5 protein-coding genes are annotated in these 21,224 nt (G+C 36.6%); all 5 read right to left on the bottom strand.

What is annotated here, in order from left to right:
* Positions 1 to 402: 402 nt before the first annotated feature.
* Positions 403 to 1,323, bottom strand: coding sequence for a cupin-like domain-containing protein (locus ABW636_RS06985; protein ID WP_367589245.1), 921 nt, complete (start codon positions 1,321 to 1,323; stop codon positions 403 to 405).
* A gap of 82 nt (positions 1,324 to 1,405) precedes the next feature.
* Positions 1,406 to 2,464 carry a MupA/Atu3671 family FMN-dependent luciferase-like monooxygenase gene (locus ABW636_RS06990; RefSeq protein WP_367589246.1) on the bottom strand — a complete coding sequence of 353 codons (1,059 nt, stop codon included), beginning with the start codon at positions 2,462 to 2,464 and terminating at the stop codon, positions 1,406 to 1,408.
* An 88-nt stretch (positions 2,465 to 2,552) separates the two neighbouring features.
* On the bottom strand, positions 2,553 to 3,980 hold the full coding sequence (locus ABW636_RS06995) for an MFS transporter (protein WP_367589247.1): 1,428 nt from the start codon (positions 3,978 to 3,980) through the stop codon (positions 2,553 to 2,555).
* Between the two features lie 219 nt (positions 3,981 to 4,199).
* Positions 4,200 to 17,810, bottom strand: coding sequence for a non-ribosomal peptide synthetase (locus tag ABW636_RS07000; protein WP_367589248.1), 13,611 nt, complete (start codon positions 17,808 to 17,810; stop codon positions 4,200 to 4,202).
* 15 nt (positions 17,811 to 17,825) lie between these two features.
* Positions 17,826 to 21,224 (bottom strand): non-ribosomal peptide synthetase (locus ABW636_RS07005; protein ID WP_367589249.1); only part of this gene is annotated, 3,399 nt, incomplete at its 5' end.

Genomic DNA, 21,224 nt, shown 5'->3' on the forward strand with positions numbered 1-21,224 from the left:
ATTCTAAAAACATTTCTATTTTTTGTTTAATATGACACTAACATATGAAGTTTGTAATGAGTTTTCTTAACAAATCAAAAATGCCATGATTTTTGTATAAAATCATGGCATTTAAAAATTAGAGGGTGTTACTCTTACGTTAAAGTTCCACTTCTAATTCTTTAGATATAATTTCATATAAACCTGAGTTCGATTAATATTCCGGTCATTATAAAAACCGTTAATTCGAGTGGTTTTTTACAATAAATATCGACCTTTTGTCGGGCTCATGATGACTGGGTTTAATTGAAATTTTACTTGTCTTCGATACAATTCTCTGCCGAAAATCACTCTGACTGACGTAAATTTTCTTACGTCGAACTCACGTTTAAAAATAACTTGCATTACGCAATAAAAAATTTGTTACGTAAGTGCTGGTTTAAATTTATTATTCAAAAATTCTACCAATTGCTTAGCATCAGCATCTTGAGAAATTTCATCTTTTAAGAAATACTTTAAAATTTCTAACTGATCGTCTTCTGGGTGATTTTCGATATGCTTACACAGTCCTTCTAATTGCTCTAGATGCACAAAATTCCAGGTAATAGAAATACTATCGGTAGCACAGGTTACATCATGAAACCATCCTGAAGGGAAGAAAATAATTTCTCCTTTAGATAATACATCTTCGTAGTCTGGAGTAATATTAGCAAAATCAGGAAACTTAGCATGGTCTGGTTTTTTAACATCTACAAAGCTACCGTCGCTATGCATCACACTATTTTCTTTTTCTGGGCTGTATAAAAAGATCTTTTTCTCACCATAAAACTGGCATAATACTGCATTACTTGTAAATGGATCTTTGTGTAATCTTGTTCTGGATCCTTTTCCTGAAATGAACAACCCTTTGTATGGGTAATGGTACTGATTTACATTTCGTTGATCTGCCTCATTATTGCTTGGCACTACCAAAGAAGTACAAGGCACAAAATAAGGCTGGCTCCAGGAAGGGGTTAGTCCCTCAAAAACTTTATCAGACCAGTAGAAATCTACTTCTTTTAGTTTGGTATACCATCTCATGTATTGATCAGACAATCCTTCTTTTTCGGTTCTATAAAAATTGTTGTCGATATACTCTTCAAGTGGTTGAACGGTTTGTAGGTCAAATAATTCGTTATATACCTGTACGAACTCATCTCCATACTCTTTTTTTAAGTAGTCTGGAGAGAATTTTTCTAAATCCCATTTCTCCATCGCATCGGTTACAATAACAGGTTTACATCCTATGATATACTCTTTTATAAACTGTTCTTCGCTAATATTGCTTACTCTAGGTACTTTCATTTTTGTTAAATTCTTTGGTTAAACTTTATTTTGAATTAATAATGATTGTGTAAATTATTTTTGTTGAATGTTGTACTGTATACTAATATGCCAATACTTGGTTTGCAGCTTCTTTTAAGGCATTAAGATGTTGTAGATTTTCTAAAACTCGTTCTGATCGTGGTCCAAAATCCAATAGACATGCGATCTCATTTACGCCTGCAGCTTCTGTATCTCTTACCATTTGTATACAGGTTTCTTTGGTACCGATCAACCCTTTTGTGGTGGCAAATCGATCGTATAAAAAGCTAAAGAAATCGTCTAATTCATCTTCTGGAAGGTTATCTAGTGTATTGCTTCTTCCTCTGTTATGAGATAATCCTTCAAAAATTTTCTTATTCTGTTTTAAGAAATTACAATACGGGGCTCTGGCTTCTTCCTTGATCGCATGATCATCTTCTCCTACAAAGGTGTGTAACATAAGAGACACCTTACCTGTTGCTGGATCAAAACCATTGTCACTTCGCGCCTGTCTGTATATTTTTATTTTTTCTGCCAACTCTTCTAAGGTTTGATCTAATAATGAGGTAAGAATATTAGTTCCTAACTTACCTGCATTTTTATACCCTTCTGGATTACCACTTATGGTACTATACAAGGGGATGGGTTTTTGCACTGGTGATGGAAATATTTTTATCGAGGTCATTTTTCCGTTTCCACTTAGTCGCTCGATAGACTCGCCCGCCCATAGTTTTTTTACGGTGGCAATTCCTTCGTACATCACCTGGTGTTTTTTGGCATAATTTTCTGGAAAAAATGCAAAATCATCGGGATTCCATCCAGAAGCAAAAGACAACCCTATTCTACCATTTGATAAATTATCTACCATTGCCCATTCTTCTGCAACACGAATAGGGTCGTGTAATGCCATGACAACACTACCGCTATTTAATCGTATTCTTTTGGTTACGCTCGAAATCGCAGCATGTAATACCGCAGGATTGTTATACACTCCTCCAAACTCTGTAAAGTGTCGCTCTGGGATCCATATCGAAGTAAAGTCATTTTCATCTCCATAAATTGCACATTGCTTTACCAGGTCATAGATATTACCTGATAAAGAATCCTGGCTGCTGGCAAAAAACATTAATCCAAATTCCATAATATTATCAATTTTAATTTGTGTGTTATTTTATAATCGTACCCTAGCTATTTCATAGCTGGGGTCTACCTCATTTCCTAATTTGGTATTACACTACTTCTTCATATTCTTCTATCACTTCTGTTTTTGACGTATCTATTACATTTTGATCATTATCAATAGCATCCTCTTTCTTTTCGGTTTCATCGATATCATCTTTTGCCAATTCTGTACGATACAATTGATCCAATTGTTTAACCGCATTACTCCCTCTAAAAAAGAGAGAGATTGCCATAATCAATACACCCGACACGGCAAAAATGATCACAATGGCCGTCGTTACACTTGTACCTGGTAAATGAGATAAAAAGGAAATAGGGTTTTTCTCTACAAAACCTTTTAAAAAGTCTACCATGGCTCCAGAAGTAATAAAAGCCAAAGGAGCAGCTCCTCCTAACATCAACCCAACAAAACCAGTAATTCTTCCTTGTATTTCCATAGGAACGATGGTTAATATAAAAGCATCATCAATAATTCCTTCCATGGCAAAAAGAAATACGATTAACATCCCAATAATAGCAACGGTATATGCATTTACTTCTATAAATAGGCACGAGTATACGATCCCCGCCAAAAAATAAATCGTGGTCATTGAGCGAACAGGTCTCTTAAACGTTCTGTCTTCACTCATTACCATTCCTCCTAGCAAAGTACCTAGTGCTACCACAGACAACACAATCCCTAATGTATACTCATCAGAAAAATCTAAAATAAGCGGGGTAAACAATACCTCTACGGCACCGTATAAAAAACTAAAAATAAAAGAAAACACCATCAGACTAATGACTCCTTTTCTTTCTTTTATAAAGTTAATTGCTAGTTTAAAATCGCTAGAGATACTGAATTTTTCGTCTGACTGTGGGACCTTCACAAATTTTAATACCAGAAAAGCTACCAAAGGCACCAAAAAGGTTACAAAATCTATTAAAAATATATTTCCGATCCCCAATAACTTATAGAGTACCGGAGCTAGAATAGGGATTCCCATTCCTATAAAAGAAAATATAATGGCTGCAATCCCTTGTGCCTTTATCAATTCCTTTTTAGATACAAAAGCTCTACAGGACACAAAAAATGCAGTATAAATAAAAGTGGTAGCAATAGAACCAATCCCTACTATTATCATAATATGCCAGGGTAGTAACATATCTAAATGGTACAAAGTCATGAGGATAATACTACCAATTCCTGCTACAACCTGACCATAAACAATGATCATTTTCTTGTTCCACCTATCTACAAAACTACCTATAAAAACTGCTAGAAGTACTCCCGGAATAGCTTCAAAAAACCATATCATCGAAAATGAAGACACGCTTTGTTCGGGTTGGTCTAATACCCATACACTTAATGCAAAATCGGTCAAATTTGTTCCCATCAAAGAAACCATGAGGATGGATAAATACATAAGGTATTTTTTTATCCCTCCTTTACCTCGGGGTTCTTCGGTATTTGACACTATCTGATCGTTATTCATTTTATTTATTTTAAACTTTTATAATTATTTATTAATCTGAAATGCGTCAGTTTGAGTGATCCGCCTTGGCGGATTGTATCGACCTTTCGACAAGCTCAAGATGACTAGCATTTCAGTACTAAAAAGCTATTCTCGATACAATTTTTTTCCATTTTACTACAAAAAATTACTCGAATCGACACTTTTTATAGAATACTTGATATCAATCAAGTTAGGTTACTAAGCTATTACCTCTTTGTTTGAATCTTTAATACTTAAAAACTTTTTTAATGCCTCTTCGATGTATTCTACGTTAGGACTTTGTAATACCGTTTCATGAATTCCTGGAATTTCATGAACCTTTACCTTTCTATTGGTCAATTTTTGCCATCCATAATCCTCTTGAGTGTATAGCGTGCTCTTAAGTTTTTGTTGTTCACTAAGTGTCACTTCTTTTGTTCTAAAGAGTAGTATATCAGTGTTTAACTCACTATCTATTTTTGGTAAATACACACAAGTATCATTGGCAACCGAAACCTCGATAAGTCCTTTTAATTCTGATTGAGAAATACTCATATCTGATTTTTTAATCGACTCATATAAGAATTGTAATTGCTCCTCTTTTGGTTTATGGATCAAGTCGGTATCTTCGATACGAATATTGGCTCCAAACTCATCGTTTAACACATCGATTATTTCATATAAATACTCTCCTAGCGAATCATTGGGTGCTGACTCATTATTTTCTGCCATTGGCATAGCATCGAATATTAATAATTTTGAAACTTCGAAGCCTTTACGTTGTAATTGCAATGCCATTTCTAAAGCTATCATCCCTCCAAACGAATATCCTCCTATGGCATAGGGACCCTGAGGATCAATTTTTTGCATTTCTTCTATAAAAACCGTTGCTTGTTCTTCTACTGTGGTTAAAATAGATGAAACTCCATCTATACCAGGAGATTGAAACGCATAAAAAGGTTGTTCTTCTCCTAATAAACGTGCTAAATCTGCATAGCAATTAACCGTTCCACCACCTGGAGGCGCACAAAATATGGGTTGCTTATCTCCTTGACTATTTAGAGTAATGAGTATTTTATTGTCGTCTTTTGAATTTGAAGCAACTTTTCCTGCCAATAACTCGATTGTTGAATACTGAAAGAGATCTGCAATGGTCAACTTTTCTTCAAAGGCTTTATTGATTTTACTCATCATTTTTATGGCCAATAATGAATGTCCTCCTAATTCGAAGAAATCATCATATACTCCTACCTGCTCTACTCCTAACAAATCCTGCCAGATCCCTACCAACTTCTCCTCGGTAACATTTCTTGCTGCTACATAACCCTTACTCGATTGCTCTGACATATCGGGATCGGGTAAGCTCTTGCGGTCAATCTTACCATTAGAGGTTAACGGTAACTCATCCATCGCAACCCAAAGGCCAGGAACCATATACTCTGGTAATTGCTGCTTTAAACCATCTTGTAATTGCTGACTATCAAAGCCTCCTTCGCTAACTACATAACCCACCAAACGATTATTACCATCACTATCTGGACTCGCTAGTACACAACAACTCTCAACACCTTCTAATCCGGATAGTACATTCTCTATCTCGCCTAATTCGATACGATAACCACGTATCTTTACCTGATTGTCCTTTCTACCGATAAACTCTAAACTACCATCGGGTAACCATCTCCCTAAATCTCCGGTCTTATAGACCTTATACCCACTATCCTTAAATGGATTAGCTATAAAACTATTGGCAGTCTTCTCTGGATCATTTACATATCCTCTTCCTACACCAACTCCACTTACCCATAACTCTCCTACAGCTCCTATAGGACATAACTGATTCTTATCATCAACCACATAAATATCCATATTGGCTACAGGAACCCCAATAGGAACAATACCCTCTGCCGGACACTCCTTCATGATATGTAAACTAACATCATCAGAGGCTTCTGCCGGACCATACGCATTCACCACTGGAATCTCTGGATAACGAGAAAACCATTTCTCTAATAACGAGTGATGGGCTGCCTCACCAGTAACTAAAAAGTAGCTCAAATGACGTAAGTCCTTGATCGAATCAATATCTAATAAACCGGATACATAAGATGGAACTAATTGTAAAATGCTTACTCCATCATCATGTAAGGATCCTTGTAATACTAATGGATCTAAAATCATCTCCTCACTGTAGATCACCATACGACCACCGGTAAGTAAACCACTTAACAACTGCCAAACAGAAATATCAAACGTAAAAGGTGCTGTAAAAGCAACAACACTATCACTGTCCATATCCAACTCATCGATCATTAGTAGTAAGTGATTAAGCATACCACTATGCTCGATCATCGCTCCCTTGGGAGTACCGGTACTACCCGAGGTGTAAATAACATACCCCAAGGAAGAAGGAGCAATAGTAACATTTACACTAGTTATTGGCTGTTCTGCATATACAGCATCCTCTGAGTCTACAACAACTGTCGTCACATCTGGATAGCTCGTTGTAATCAACTGATCACTGGTAGTATCGGTAATCACTACCGTACTCTGGGTATCGCCTAAAATATGCTGGATCCTCGATGCAGGGTAATCTGGCTTGATAGGAACATAAGCACCTCCTGCTTTTAAAATACCTACAATACCAATCAGCATCGCAAAAGAACGTTCTACACAAATACCCACCAACGCATCTTCTTCTACGCCTTGCGAGCGCAAGTAATGTGCCAGTTGGTTAGAAGCTTCATCTAATGCTTTATAGCTTAGATCAACACCTTCAAAACTTACTGCGATTGCATCAGGGGTTTTGGACACCTGCGCTTCAAAAAGGCTTACAAAAGTCTCTTCTAAGGGATACGAAACCTCGGTAGCATTAAACAAATGCAAGACCTGGCCTGCCTCCTGGGCAGTAAGCATCGATAAATCTCTAATCGTCTCTGAGGGATCTTTGACAATACTGCGTAACAACTCCTCGTAGTGCGAAGCCATATGAACTATCGTAGCTTCTTTAAATAAAGCGGTGCAATAGCCTATTCTAACGGCAATACCTTCGCCAGTATCTAACACATCAATAGACATATCAAACTGAATGGTTCCGCCATCCTGGTCATACGATTCTATTGCCAAATTACCTATGTCTTGTTCTTTTTCTTCCTGGATGTTATCCAAACTAAACATCACCTGGAATAGTGGATTCTTACTCATATCACGATCCTCGACCACGCGATCTACTATCTTCTCAAACGGAGCATCCTGATTGTCATATCCTCCTAAAGTAACCTCTTTTACTTGCTGTAAGAAATCGGTAAAACGGGGATTACCACTTAGATCACTTCGTAATGCCAATGAGTTTACAAAGAAACCAATCATATCTTCTAAAGCTTCCTGAGGACGATTCGCAATAGAAGTACCTATACAAATATCTTCCTGACCCTTATAGCGTGACAATACTACCTTAAAGGCTGCCAATAATGTCATAAACATCGTCACTCCTTCTTGCTGGCAAAGTGCCTGCAATGAGTCACTCAATGCTTTATCTATCATAAAAGACAATCGTGCTCCTTCATTACTCTGTACTTCTGGACGAGGGTAATCGGTCGGTAAGGATAACGGTACCGCACCTGTTAACTGATCTTCCCAATACGATAACTGCTGATCCAAAACAGCTCCTTCTATATACTTGCGCTGCCATAAGGCATAATCGGCATATTGAATCGGTAAGGCTTTTATAGCGGGAGTACGCGAAGTAGACAAGGCCCTGTACAACTCCATAAACTCCTGGATAAACAAACCATTAGACCAACCATCACTGGCTATATGATGAAAAACTATTGATAACACATAACGATCTCCTCCTAGTCGATACAAACGAACGCGAAGCATATAATCGTTAGATAAGTCAAAAGGTTGACCTACAAAAGTGGATAAATCGGCTTCTAACTCTTCTTCAGAGTTGATTTCAAGTTCTTCTAATTTCCAATTATCTATCGGCATTATTTCTTGGTACCCTACTCCATCTTCGGATACGATCACGGTACGCAATACTTCGTGACGTGATACAATCTCTCTAAAACTTGTTTCTAATACAGTTACATCCAACTCTCCTGTTAATTCCAGATTAAGAGGCATATGATACTCTGTACTGCCATGTAACTGATCAATAAACCATAAACGCTCCTGGCTAAAAGATAATGGTAAACGTCCCGAACGATCCTGCGGGGTAATCGCTGGCAGTAAAGTACCTTTAGATTGTTTATCGAGATACCTTCCTAAATCTACCAGCTTAGAATACACAAAAATATCCTTGATGGCAACTTCTACCTCCAGCTCTTTACGGATCATCGATACCAAACGAGTAGCTAATAATGAATGCCCTCCTAACTCAAAGAAATCATCATAAATACCTATACGTTCTACTCCTAATAAATCCTGCCATATAGTAACCAACTTATGCTCGGAAGTAGTAACTGGTGCTACATATTCTTGACTTGATAATGTCGACAAGTCTGGTGCCGGCAAACGTTTCTTATCGATCTTACCATTGATATTTAACGGCATAGTGTCTAACGTTACCCATAATTGCGGAATCATATAATCGGGTAACTTATTCTTTAAAGCTTCCAGAACTGTTGCCTTTTCAAAATCTTCATTTCCTACTACATAGGCCACCAAACGTTTATTTTGTTGTGTGTCTGTAATAACCTCTATACAACAGGTGGCAATGCTATCAAATTCGACTAAAACACTTTCTATCTCGGCAGTTTCGATGCGATATCCTCGTATTTTTACCTGGCTATCTCTTCTACCTACAAACTCGATGGTACCATCGTCTAACCATTTAACCAAATCTCCTGTACGATATATTCGCTCACCAGCAACAAAAGGATTACTTACAAACTTTTCGGCAGTAAGCTCTTCTTTATTGAGATATCCTTTGGCCAATCCTGTACCGCCTACACAAAGCTCTCCTACTACACCAATTGGTAATAATTGATCCTGAGGATCTACTACATACATACTTGTATTTGATAGTGGTTTTCCTATAGGAATTGTATACGCCTTCTCTGGAATTGCATTGATCACATGATGCAATACATACACCGTGGTTTCTGTAGGACCGTATACATGAATCAATCTTCCTGGCCCCAATGCTTCGAACGCCTTACGGGTATGTAGTAAGGAGACTTTTTCTCCTCCGAACAATAATATCCTAATACTTGAAAGCAGTGATAAATCACTATCTGCAATCGCATTAAACAATGCCGTGGTAATAAAAGCAACCGTGATTTTTTCCTGACCTATGACCTTTGCAAGTTCGTTTCCGTCTGATGCTACATGGGCTTCGATCAAATGAAGTGTCGCTCCTCCTAATAAACTTCCGAAGATTTCATAGGTAGACCCGTCAAAACCATAATTTGACCATTGCAATACATGGTCTGATGGTTTTATATGTATCGGATCTGCTTCAGAAATTAGAGTCAGTATGTTCTCATCCTTGATCAGAATTCCTTTAGGAACTCCTGTAGTTCCAGAAGTATACATGACATAGGCTATAGCATCTAATGATCTTTCTATAGGTCCAGAATAACACTCGTATGACGATAATAGGTTACTGTTCAAAAATGTACAACCGCTGATCCCAGTATTATCCAGCAACTTATCATCATTATAAATGACATAAGAAACATCAGAATCTTCCAAAATATATTCTAATCGACTTAACGGAAGCGACGGATCTAATGGCACATAAGTAGCTCCTGATTTTAAAATTCCCAGAATGCTTATGATCATATTAAACCCTCTGTCTAATAACATTCCTACCCGAATACCCGGAGTAACGCCCTCTGATTTTAAATAACTAACTAATCTGTCAGAAAGCTTGTCTAAATCTCTATAAGACAAGGTAGAGTTTCCGAATACTAATGCAGTATCTTTTGGATGTGAATGAACACGCTCTTTAAACAATCCTAATAACGAATCCTCTTTTGAATAATCGACCTTAGTATCATTAAAAGTATGTAGTAATTTTTTTCGTTCGATAGTTGTCAATAAAGGAAGGGCAATGATTTTCTCTTCGCTATTGGCAATGATAGCAGACAGTAATTCTTTAAAGTGAATTGCCATACGCTCGATAGTGGATGCTGCAAACAAATCAATACAATATTCTATTTCGAAAGCAATGCCATCCTCTAATTCTTCTGATGTAAAGGTTAGATCAAATTTGGCCAAATCCTGCTCATAATCATCGTATGCTGATAATTTTAAACTTCCCAATCCCTGATCATCCTGCTCTGATTTGTTTTGTAACAAGAACATAACCTGAAACAAAGGACTCATACTCATATCTCTAGTCTCTACAACATGTTCTACTACTTTTTCGAAAGGAGCATGTTGGTGATCATAACCTGCCAGAGTAGTTGTTTTTACTTGTTGTAATAACTCTTTGAAAGTGTTAATACTCCCTAGGTTACTACGTAAAGCCAACGTATTGACAAAGAAACCAATCATACCTTCGGTCTCCTCTTGGGTTCGATTCGCAATCGGGGTACCCACACAGATATCATCCTGACCACTGTAACGATACATCAATACCTTGAAGACCGATAACAACAACATAAACATAGTAACTCCCTCTTCCTGAGCAATCTTTTGTAAGTCATCCTGCAAACCAGCATCTATCTCAAAAGCATATCTCGAACCTCGTGTACTCTGTTCTATTGGACGTTGATAATCGGTCGGTAATTCTAATGGACTAACTCCTGATAACTGTTCTTGCCAGTAGGACAACTGTGATTCTAAAACTGCTCCTTCTATATGCTCCTGTTGCCACAATGCATAATCTATGTATTGTAATGGTAATGAGGGCAAATCAGAAACTACACCTTCTGATAATGAGCCATATAAAGAGGTAAACTCTTTAACAAAAACACTTTCTGACCAACCATCGCTGGCAATATGATGTAATACCCCAGCCAGAATATAACCGTTTCCTCCTTTCTCATACAATCGCATACGTAACATATAATCACTCGACAAATCAAATGGTGTGGCAATAAAGCTTTGTAATATCGATGTAACATCGTCAGACCCATCTAGGTTTATCACCTCTAATAACCAATTCTCTACAGGTTGAACCTCCTGATAAGCAACTCCGTTATCAGATTTAATAACCGTACGTAATACTTCATGGCGGTTTACCACTTCTTTTAAGGAAGCTGATAATGCTTCTATATTTAATGCGCCATCTATACAAAGTAGCATGGGCATATGATAGGAAACACTTCCTTCTAACTGATCGATAAACCACAAACGTTGCTGACTAAACGATAACGGAACACGCCCAGAACGATCTCCAACTACTACCGGTGGTAATAAAGTAGTACTCGAGTTTGTAGTAATATGCAAAGACAACTCTGATATCGATGAATACGTAAAAATATCTCTGATTAATATTTCTACTTCTAATTCCTTACGAATCATAGATACCAAACGGGTCGCTAGTAACGAATGACCACCTAACTCAAAGAAATCATCATGGATACCTACTTGATCAATGCCTAATAACTCCTGCCATATGCTTACCAATTGTGCTTCAGTAACATTACTTGCAGCAACATAGGCTTTGGTAGACATTGCAGACATATCCGGATCTGGAAGATTCTTCTTATCCGCCTTTCCGTTACTGGTTAATGGAATCTCATCCAAAGCAACCCATAACTGAGGGACCATATATTCGGGTAGTTTCAACTTAAGTTTTTCCTGTAGTTCCTGCGTATCTATAGGGTTATCTGCTGCAATATATCCTACTAAATGGTTCGTACCGTTTTTATCAGGTTTTGCAACTACACAACTATTTTTTAACCTTTCAACCTCTGCTAAAACATTCTCTATTTCGCCTAGCTCTATACGATACCCACGTATTTTAACCTGGTCATCTTTTCTACCGATATATTCGATACTTCCATCGGGTAACCACCTTGCCAGATCTCCTGTTTTATAAAGTTTTTCATTTTCCTCAAATGGATTGTCAACAAATCTCTCTTCTGTAAGTTGAGGCTGGTTTAAATACCCTTCTGATAATCCAGCACCACTGATACATAACTCTCCTACGACCCCTATTGGTACAATTCCATTATTGGAATTAAGAATATAAACTCTGGTATTTGAAATAGGTGTTCCTATAGACACTCTTTCAATCGTTTTTCCTTTTCCGTATGCAGCTATGGTTGTAGTAACCGTATTTTCTGTAGGTCCATACTTATTATAAAACTTGTAGTAGGTATTCCATGCACTGGCCAGTTCTTTAGGACATGCTTCTCCTCCAACAATCACTCTCTTCAAACTTGATAAATCAGAAGGAGGTGTATACATTTTTAAAAGACTTGGTGTGGTATGAAAATGAGTGATTTCATTTTCTCTCATAAATTCTATAAACCCAGCCGGATTTAGGACTTCGTCTTTGTGAATTAATACTAAACGGCTTCCCGCAGATAAGCTGATAAAAATTTGTTCTACAGAAGCATCAAAAATATAGTTCGCCGTCTGTACAATCCTATCATTATGATCTATTCTAAAATAATCGATTTGATTTTTGATTAAATTGAATAGGTTATGATGTGCTATTTTGACACCTTTTGGTCGTCCCGTCGATCCAGAAGTATAAATTACATATGCCAAATCACTTGAAGGTACCGATACATCGGGAGTTTCACTAGATTCTTTAACGATAACCTCCTTATCAACATCTAGCAATATAAGATCAAGCCCTGCAATATCTTTTAAAACATCTTGACTCGAAGAAGCGCTTATTACAGATTTTATTTTTGCTTCTTCTAGCATATACTGTACACGATCTACAGGAAAATCAGGATCAATTGGCATGTATGCTTTTCCTGATTTTAGAATTCCTAAAAGACCAATAATCATCCCAACAGATCGATATACACAGATACCTATAATCTCATTACTCTCTTTTTTATGTTTCAATAAATAATTTGCCAACTGATTGGATTTTTCATCCAAATCACGATAAGAAAGGTGAATATTTCCGTATTGTAGTGCAATTGCTTCTGGAGTGTTTTTGACCTGTTCTATAAACAAGTCTAATACCGTAGTATTTTTGGCAGCATACACTACCTTGGTCTCATTAAAACTAATGGCTAATTTTTGCTCCTCCTCTACAGTTAGCATAGACAATGTGTCTATATTTTGCTTTGGAGTTGTTACAATAGAAGATAATAACTGCTCAAAATGAAAGGCCATTTGTTCGATAGTACGAGTCGCAAACAAATCTGTACAATACGTTATTTTCACTTCTAATTCGTCTGTAAATTCTGTAACTGTAAAAGACATATCGAATTTAGAAATATGCTCTTCAGAAAGTACGGGTTCTAATCCTATATCACCAGAATCTGTAGGTGATGCTATTTTTGATGTCACCCCATCTTGCATAGAGAATAATACCTGAAACAATGGGCTACGGCTCATATCCCTGGATTGTAACACATTATTCACTACTTTCTCAAAAGGCACCTGCTGGTATTGATATGCTTCCAGGGTCATTTGTTTTACCTGGGATAATAGATCCGAAAACTTTGGGTTTCCTCCCAAATCACTTCGTAAAGCCAATGTGTTGACGAAAAAACCTATGAGTCCTGCGATTTCTTCTTGTTCTCGATTGGCGATAGGAGTCCCGACACATATATCTTCCTGACCACTATATCGATACATTAAAACTTTAAAAGCACTTAATAGTGTCATAAACAAAGTAGTTTCGTTGTCTTGAGACAGTGCTTTCAGTTGTTTCATTAAAGCAGCACTAAACGTAAAGGTTTTGCTTTCTCCTTTTATGCTTTGTTCTGAAGGTCTTGTATAATCCAAAGGCAAATTTAATGGTGAAATGCCTGAAAGTTGATCTACCCAATACCCCAATTGCGTATCTAATTGCTCTCCTGACAAATAGGTTCTTTGCCAAAGGCTATAATCTGCATATTGAACTTGTAGTGGAGGCATTTGAACAGGAGTTCCTTTTAATCCATTTTGATAAAATGACAATAATTCACTCATCAAAATATCATGAGACCACCCATCAGAAGCAATATGATGCATCGTAAAAATCAATTGCCTTTGTCTCCTTCTTCCAGTCACAATGGTAATACGCAACATATGGTCACTACTTAGATCAAAAGGCTTATCGATTTCCTGCTCAATAATCTTAGAAATTTCATTTGCTTCCAGATCACTTACGTCAATTTCTGATTCAAATTTCCATTTGTTCTTACCTAAAACCTCTTGATAAGGGACTCCGTCTTTTTCTTTATAGACAGTTCGTAAAACCTCATGACGATTTATAACTTCATTAATGGCTTTCTCTAATACTGCTGTATTAAACGTATCATAGATTGCAAAAATTCCTGGAATATGATATTCTGCACTTCCTTGTAATTGATCTAAAAACCACAAGCGCTCCTGACTAAATGATAACGGGATACGCTCTGGACGTTCCTGAGTAATAATAGCTGGTAAAGAAGTCCCTTTTGATTGTTTATCGATGTAAATTGCCAGGTCTTTTAGGCGAGAATGAGTAAAAACATCTTTGATCGTAACTTCTACCTCTAGCTCTTTACGAACCATAGCTATTAGGCGGGTTGCTAATAGAGAATGACCGCCCAACTCAAAGAAATTGTCATGTACACCTACCTGCTCTAATACTAATAAGTCCTGCCAGATCATAACTAAAGTCTCTTCTGTAGGAGTACTGGCTGCAACATAAGTTTCACTCGATAAAGTAGACATATCTGGTACTGGTAAACTACGCCTGTCAGCCTTACCATTACTGGTTAACGGTAAAGCTTCTAACTCGACCCACAATTGTGGGATCATATAATCTGGTAAAACTTCCTTCAAAGATTCTTGGGTAGCCTCCTTATCAAAACCGGCTACACCTACGACATAACCCACCAAACGTTTTGTACCTAGCTCATCCTCTTTCACTTCTACACAACAACTCTTGATACTTTCAAGTTCTAACAAAGCATTCTCTATCTCTCCTAACTCGATACGATATCCACGTAGTTTAACCTGGCTATCCTGTCTACCCATAAACTCGATACTACCATCGGGTAACCATCTGGCCAAATCACCTGTACGATACATACGTTCTCCAGGGACCAAAGGATTACCCACAAACTTCTCGGCAGTGAGCTCCTCCTGGTTTAAATACCCTCTCGATAGTCCAGATCCACCCAAACACAGTTCTCCCACAACTCCAATAGGTTGTAGGTATGATAAACTGTTATCAAAAATATACGCTTGACTGTTCTTGATAGGCTTACCAATTGGAATATCCCTGTCCATTTGACCCGATATACGATGGGTTGTAGAATATGTAGTATTCTCGGTAGGACCATAACAGTTTAGGATATGTAGATCCGGGTAACGTTCTTGTACTTTATTGGTATAATTAAACAACACCTTATCTCCCCCCGTCATAAGATACTTAAGACCTTTGAAAACTGATAAGTTTTCTTCACTGACCTGATGAAACCATGAAGCTGTCATCCATAAGGTATTAACACTATATTCAAAAATAGTAGCTGCCAATCGATCGGTATTTAACAAGGTATCCTTGTCGGTTAATACCAACTGACCTCCATTTAACAATGGTCCCCAAAACTCTATTGTGGTAGCATCAAAAGAAACAGAACCTGTAGCTAATAAAATGGTATCTTCTGATAAATCTATATAATCGCACGAAGTACATAAACTCACTATATTTTGATGCGTAACCATCACTCCTTTTGGGGTACCTGTACTTCCTGAAGTATACATTACATAAGCTAATGTATCACTACTAAATACCACCTCTGGAGAATTAACCCCATAACGAAGTGCTTCTTTCTCATAGGAGCGCATCACCTCCTGATCTATAATCAACTTACAATTACTGTCTGATTCTATATATGAAATACGATCCTCTGGATAATTAGCATCTATTGGAACATAAGCACATCCCGATTTGATAATAGCTAGTAAACTAACCATCAAATCTGCACTTCGATCTAACTTAATTCCAATAAAATCCTCTACATCAAAAGTATACGTAGCCAGTAAATAATGTGCCATCCTGTTAGAGGCCTCGTCCAACTCGCGATAGGTCCAACTACAATCCTCAAAAAGCAAAGCAATCGCATCGGGAGTTTGCTCTACTTGTGACTCAAAAATTTGAACCAATGTCTTGTCCTTTGGATAGGGTTGGTCGGTAGTATTAAAAGTATCTAATAACTCTACTTGTTCTGAGCTTGATAATATATCGATATCTGCCAGTGTACTACCAATATGTAAATCAATAATTTGATGTAAAACCTCTTTAAAATGTCCCTGAATTCTATATATGGTATCTTCATCCAGATAAGAATCATTATAATCAAAACTCATTTTCAACTCATCATCCAAATTAACGATCACCGTTAACGGATATGTTGTTTGATCATTAAACGTAACATTTCCGATACTTAAAGTACTTTTAGTATCTTCATCCTCGCCTAGTAATGCATCAGAAATAGGGTAATTTTCGAAGACAAAAATACTGTCGAACAAATCTCCTTGTACACCTGTAGATTTTTGAATCTTAGCAAGATCTACATATTGGTGTTCTCTACAATCTGTGTGCTCTTTTTGTGATTCTACCAACCATTCTAAAAATGACTGATTTTCATCCAGATTAAAACACAATGGTAAGGTATTAATATACAAACCAACACGCTGTTCTGAACCTTCTAACTCTGACGGACGACCAGAAACCGTTACCCCACATACTACATTTTTACTACCCGTATATTTTGACACCAATAAAGCCCATACTCCTTGTACAATTGTATTTACAGTAACATGATGCTCTTGTGCATATTCTTTCAGTTTCTCTGTAAAAGAAGTATCAAATCCTAAATTAGATTTTTTAAGACTACCCTTTACCTCATTTCTGGATACTATTGTTTTCGAAAAAGGTAACAAGCTTGGAGATTCAATATTTTTAAGATGGTTTTTCCAAAACTTTTCTTCTTGTTCGATATCCTTATTGGCAACATATTTTATATAATCCTCATATAGATATTCTTTTCTATTTACGAGAGTTTCTTTTCTGGATAGTGCCTCGTAGGTTTCTACAAACTCCTCGAGAAGTACAGCGGTAGACCAACCATCAAGTAATATATGATGATTGGTAAAAACCATTTTATAAGACAGGTCGTCTAATCGTATTAGTGTAACTCGTAATAAAGGTGCTTCATTAAAAGAAAAACCGGCATTATAATCACTTTTAAGAAAGTCAGCTACTTTTTCTTCCTTTTCGGCTTCAGTATATGACCTGTAATCCAATTCTTTAAAAGGCAAGGTTACATTTTCATATACTCGTTGTACCGGAATACTTAATTCTTTATAAAAAAATGCACTTCTAAGGATACTGTGATTGCCTAAAACATGTGCCCAGGAGGCTTCTACGATTTCAGCATCTACTCCGTCAAAAAAGTCAAGAATTATCTGAACTGTATAGGCACTTGACTCTGTATTATACAATCCTTCAAACAATATTCCTTCTTGAAGAGGGCTTAATTTGTATACAATATTGGTACTCTCATTTACACTCTTATTCTCTCTTAAGAATTCGATCAATGCTGTTTTATTACTCTTTATAAATGGGATGATATGATCACTATCTTTTTTGAAATCATATGGAATCGTTGGTCTGTTTTTATATTTTTTCAATGATATTTCTCCATCTTTTTCAACCAGAAAAAGATTTAAAGCCTCTAATTTTTCAATGAAATTGCGCATTACTTTTTTTCTTTTTTAAAATTTGAAAATCTCTTCTGAGTCTAATTCTTCATTAAAAAACTCATCTAACTCCTGATAGCCGACATCTTTCCCTAATCCATAGTCTGACGGCGTGAGGTCTGTAGATTTTTTCTCTTTACAATGGATAATTAATGATTTTAGATTGTCTAAGAATTTATTTGCCAACTGTTCTATAGTTGTCGCTTCATACTCTTTGGAAGAAAAACTCCAATTGATGGTTAACCCTTTTTCTACTACAGAGCAATTAATCTCCAGCTTACTATTAGTTGGCGTTCTTTCTCCAACTTGTTGACCCGAAAATTCTTCTGCTCCTCCAAACCAATCTTTATCATTTTCTGTATCAGAGCTTACCGCACTATCAAATTGTCCTAAATAATTAAAGATGATATCCCACTGTGTTTTGGATAGACGATCTCTAACTTCTTCTGAAGAATTAAGGTATTTTAATGCTCCGTACCCAAGACCTTTATCAGGAATACTTCGAAGTTGTTCTTTGACAGATTTAATAAGGTTCTCTGTAGAAATTTCATTTTCTATCGCTAATAGAACAGGATATAAATTCGTAAACCACCCTATTGTGTTACTGATATCGACATGCTTAGCTATATCCTCACGTCCATGCCCTTCTAAACCAATAAGGATTTTTGTATGAGATGACCATTGATTAATGGTCTGTGCCAAACAGCTTAATAGAATATCATTAATTTCTGTAGCATAACTTTTATGTACCTCTGTTAGTAATAATGAAGTATGTTCTTCATCCAGTGTATTTTTGTACTCTACCATGTCTAGTTGTGTAGCAACCTGACCTTCTTTATCTACAGGAATTACTTGATAATCGCTTATAGTAGATTCCCAATACGGTAGTTGTGCATATACCGAATGACTATTGGCATACTCTTTTATAGCTGTGCTCCATTCTCTAAAAGAACTACTCTTTTCTGCTAACTTAACCGTTCTCTCATTTATTAAATCATCCAAAATATTATAGAAGTCTTCTAATAAAATACGCCATGAAACCCCGTCAATTACCAAGTGATGAGCTATAATTAATAGACGATCCATTTCTTCTGAATCTGGAGTTTTTATTAAAACTACTTTAAAGATTTGATCATTTTCTACGATCATACTTTTTTGATATGAATCGCAGACTTCTGAAATCAATGTTGATAGCTCTTCATTAGCGTTGCTCAAATCTTCTCTAATCAAAATTCCTTCTGACTCGGTATACGTCTGTATCCATTCCTCTCCTTCTTGTTTATATCTGAAACGTAAGGCATCATGTTGAGAAACAATTAACTTGACAGCTTCTTCCAGATATGAATCCTTAACAGATTTGTCAATGGACAAGAACATGGATTGATTGAAATGAGTATTTGCCACATGAACATTTTCGAAATACCATTTTTGAATTGGTAACAACTCACTTGTTCCGGTTAAAATTCCTTGTTCACCGATTATTTTATGAGTATTTGAGGTGATTACCTGTTCCAGTTCTGAAATAGTCTGGTTTTCGAATAAATCTCTAGGTTGTATCTGATGCCCAAATCGCTTTAAACGACTTACCATCTGAATCGTTATAATCGAATCTCCTCCTAACTCGAAGAAATTATCATGAACACCTATTTTTTCTACCCCCAATAAATCTTGCCAGATCTTTACTAATTGTTCTTCGATTGAGTTACTCGCTTCTACATAGGTAGTGCTTGACAATGCTGTTGTATCTGGTTCTGGTAAACTCTTTTTATCGATTTTACCATTAGAGGTTAATGGCATAGATTCTAAGCTCACCCATAGTTGAGGTACCATATAATCAGGTAGCTTTTGTTGTAGCTGTTTTTGAACAATTTCTCTATCAAAATTATCTGTACTAACCACATATCCTACCAAACGTTTGGTACGGTTTAGGTCTTCTTTAACTTCTACACAACATCCCTTTATATTTTCAAACTCTAGTAAGGCATTTTCTATTTCTCCTAATTCGATACGATATCCTCGAATCTTTACCTGACTATCTTGTCTACCCATAAACTCTATAGTACCATCGGGCAGCCATCTAGCCAAGTCCCCTGTACGATATAGCTGTTCTCCTGGAGATAACGGATTATCTATAAACTTCTCTGCTGTTAATTCTTCTTGATTCAAATACCCTCTTGACAATCCTGAACCTCCCAAACATAATTCTCCGACCACTCCAATAGGTTGTAAATGAGATATGGTAGTATCAAAAATATAGGCTTGACTGTTTTTTATAGGTTTACCTATAGGAATATCCCTATCCATAGCAGCCGGTATGAGATGTGTCGTCGAGAAGGTCGTATTTTCTGTCGGGCCGTATCCATTAATAATATTCAAGTCTGGATAACACTCCTTCACCTTATTTGTATAATTGAATAATACCTTATCTCCTCCAACCATAAGATATTTAAGGCCTTTAAAGACAGACAAATTCTCCTCGGTAACCTGGTGAAACCAAGATGCAGTCATCCATAATGTATTAACACCATGATCTAAAATAGTAGTGCCTAACTTTTCGGTATTTAATAAGGTATTTTTATCGGTTACGATCAGTTGCCCTCCATTTAAAAGTGGCCCCCAAAACTCTATCGTGGTAGCATCAAAAGAAACAGAACCTGTAGATAATAACACGGTATCCTCTGATAAGTCAATATAATCGCAAGAAGTACATAAACTCACGATATTTTGATGGGTAACCATTACTCCTTTTGGTGTACCTGTACTCCCGGAGGTATACATTACATACGCAAGGGCATCACTGTTCATAACTACCTCTGGTAAGTTGGTCTTATAAGAAAGTGCTTCTTTTTGATACGATGCTAATAGCTCTCGATCTATAATCGCCTTGCAATTACTATCCTGTTCTATATAAGAAATACGATCTTGTGGATAATTAGTATCTATAGGAACATAGGTGCCTCCCGATTTGATAATTGCCAGTATACTAATGATGACATCATCACTACGGTCTAGCTTAATACCAATAAAATCTTCTACCTTGATAGTATAGTTTGATTGTAAATAGTTGGCAAATCGATTAGAGATTTCGTCCAACTCTTGATAAGTATAACTTTTATCTTTAAAAGTTAATGCAATGTTATTTGGCGTTTGTGCTACCTGAGCGTTAAAAAGAGTAGCCAATGATTTGTCATAAGGATACGACTGATCTGTATCATTAAAAATTGCTACTAATTCTTTTTGCTCTTCTTGGGTTACTATTGATAAGTCTGCAATACTACTTGCTCTATCTGCGACAATGCTACTTAACAATTCTTTATAGTGTAACGCCATACGTCGAATCGTAGCCTCGGTAAATAAGTCTGTACAATATTCTATATCAAATGAAATATGCGTCTCTCCCTCATCGACTATTAA

Origin of the sequence: Aquimarina discodermiae, assembly GCF_040786235.1 — a bacterium.
Lineage (GTDB): Bacteria > Bacteroidota > Bacteroidia > Flavobacteriales > Flavobacteriaceae > Aquimarina.

Coding starts and splice junctions, on each gene's coding strand:
- ABW636_RS06985 (WP_367589245.1), bottom strand. CDS start 1,323: ATGAAAGTACCTAGAGTAAGCAATATTAGCGAAGAACAGTTTATAAAA.
- ABW636_RS06990 (WP_367589246.1), bottom strand. CDS start 2,464: ATGGAATTTGGATTAATGTTTTTTGCCAGCAGCCAGGATTCTTTATCA.
- ABW636_RS06995 (WP_367589247.1), bottom strand. CDS start 3,980: ATGAATAACGATCAGATAGTGTCAAATACCGAAGAACCCCGAGGTAAA.
- ABW636_RS07000 (WP_367589248.1), bottom strand. CDS start 17,810: ATGCGCAATTTCATTGAAAAATTAGAGGCTTTAAATCTTTTTCTGGTT.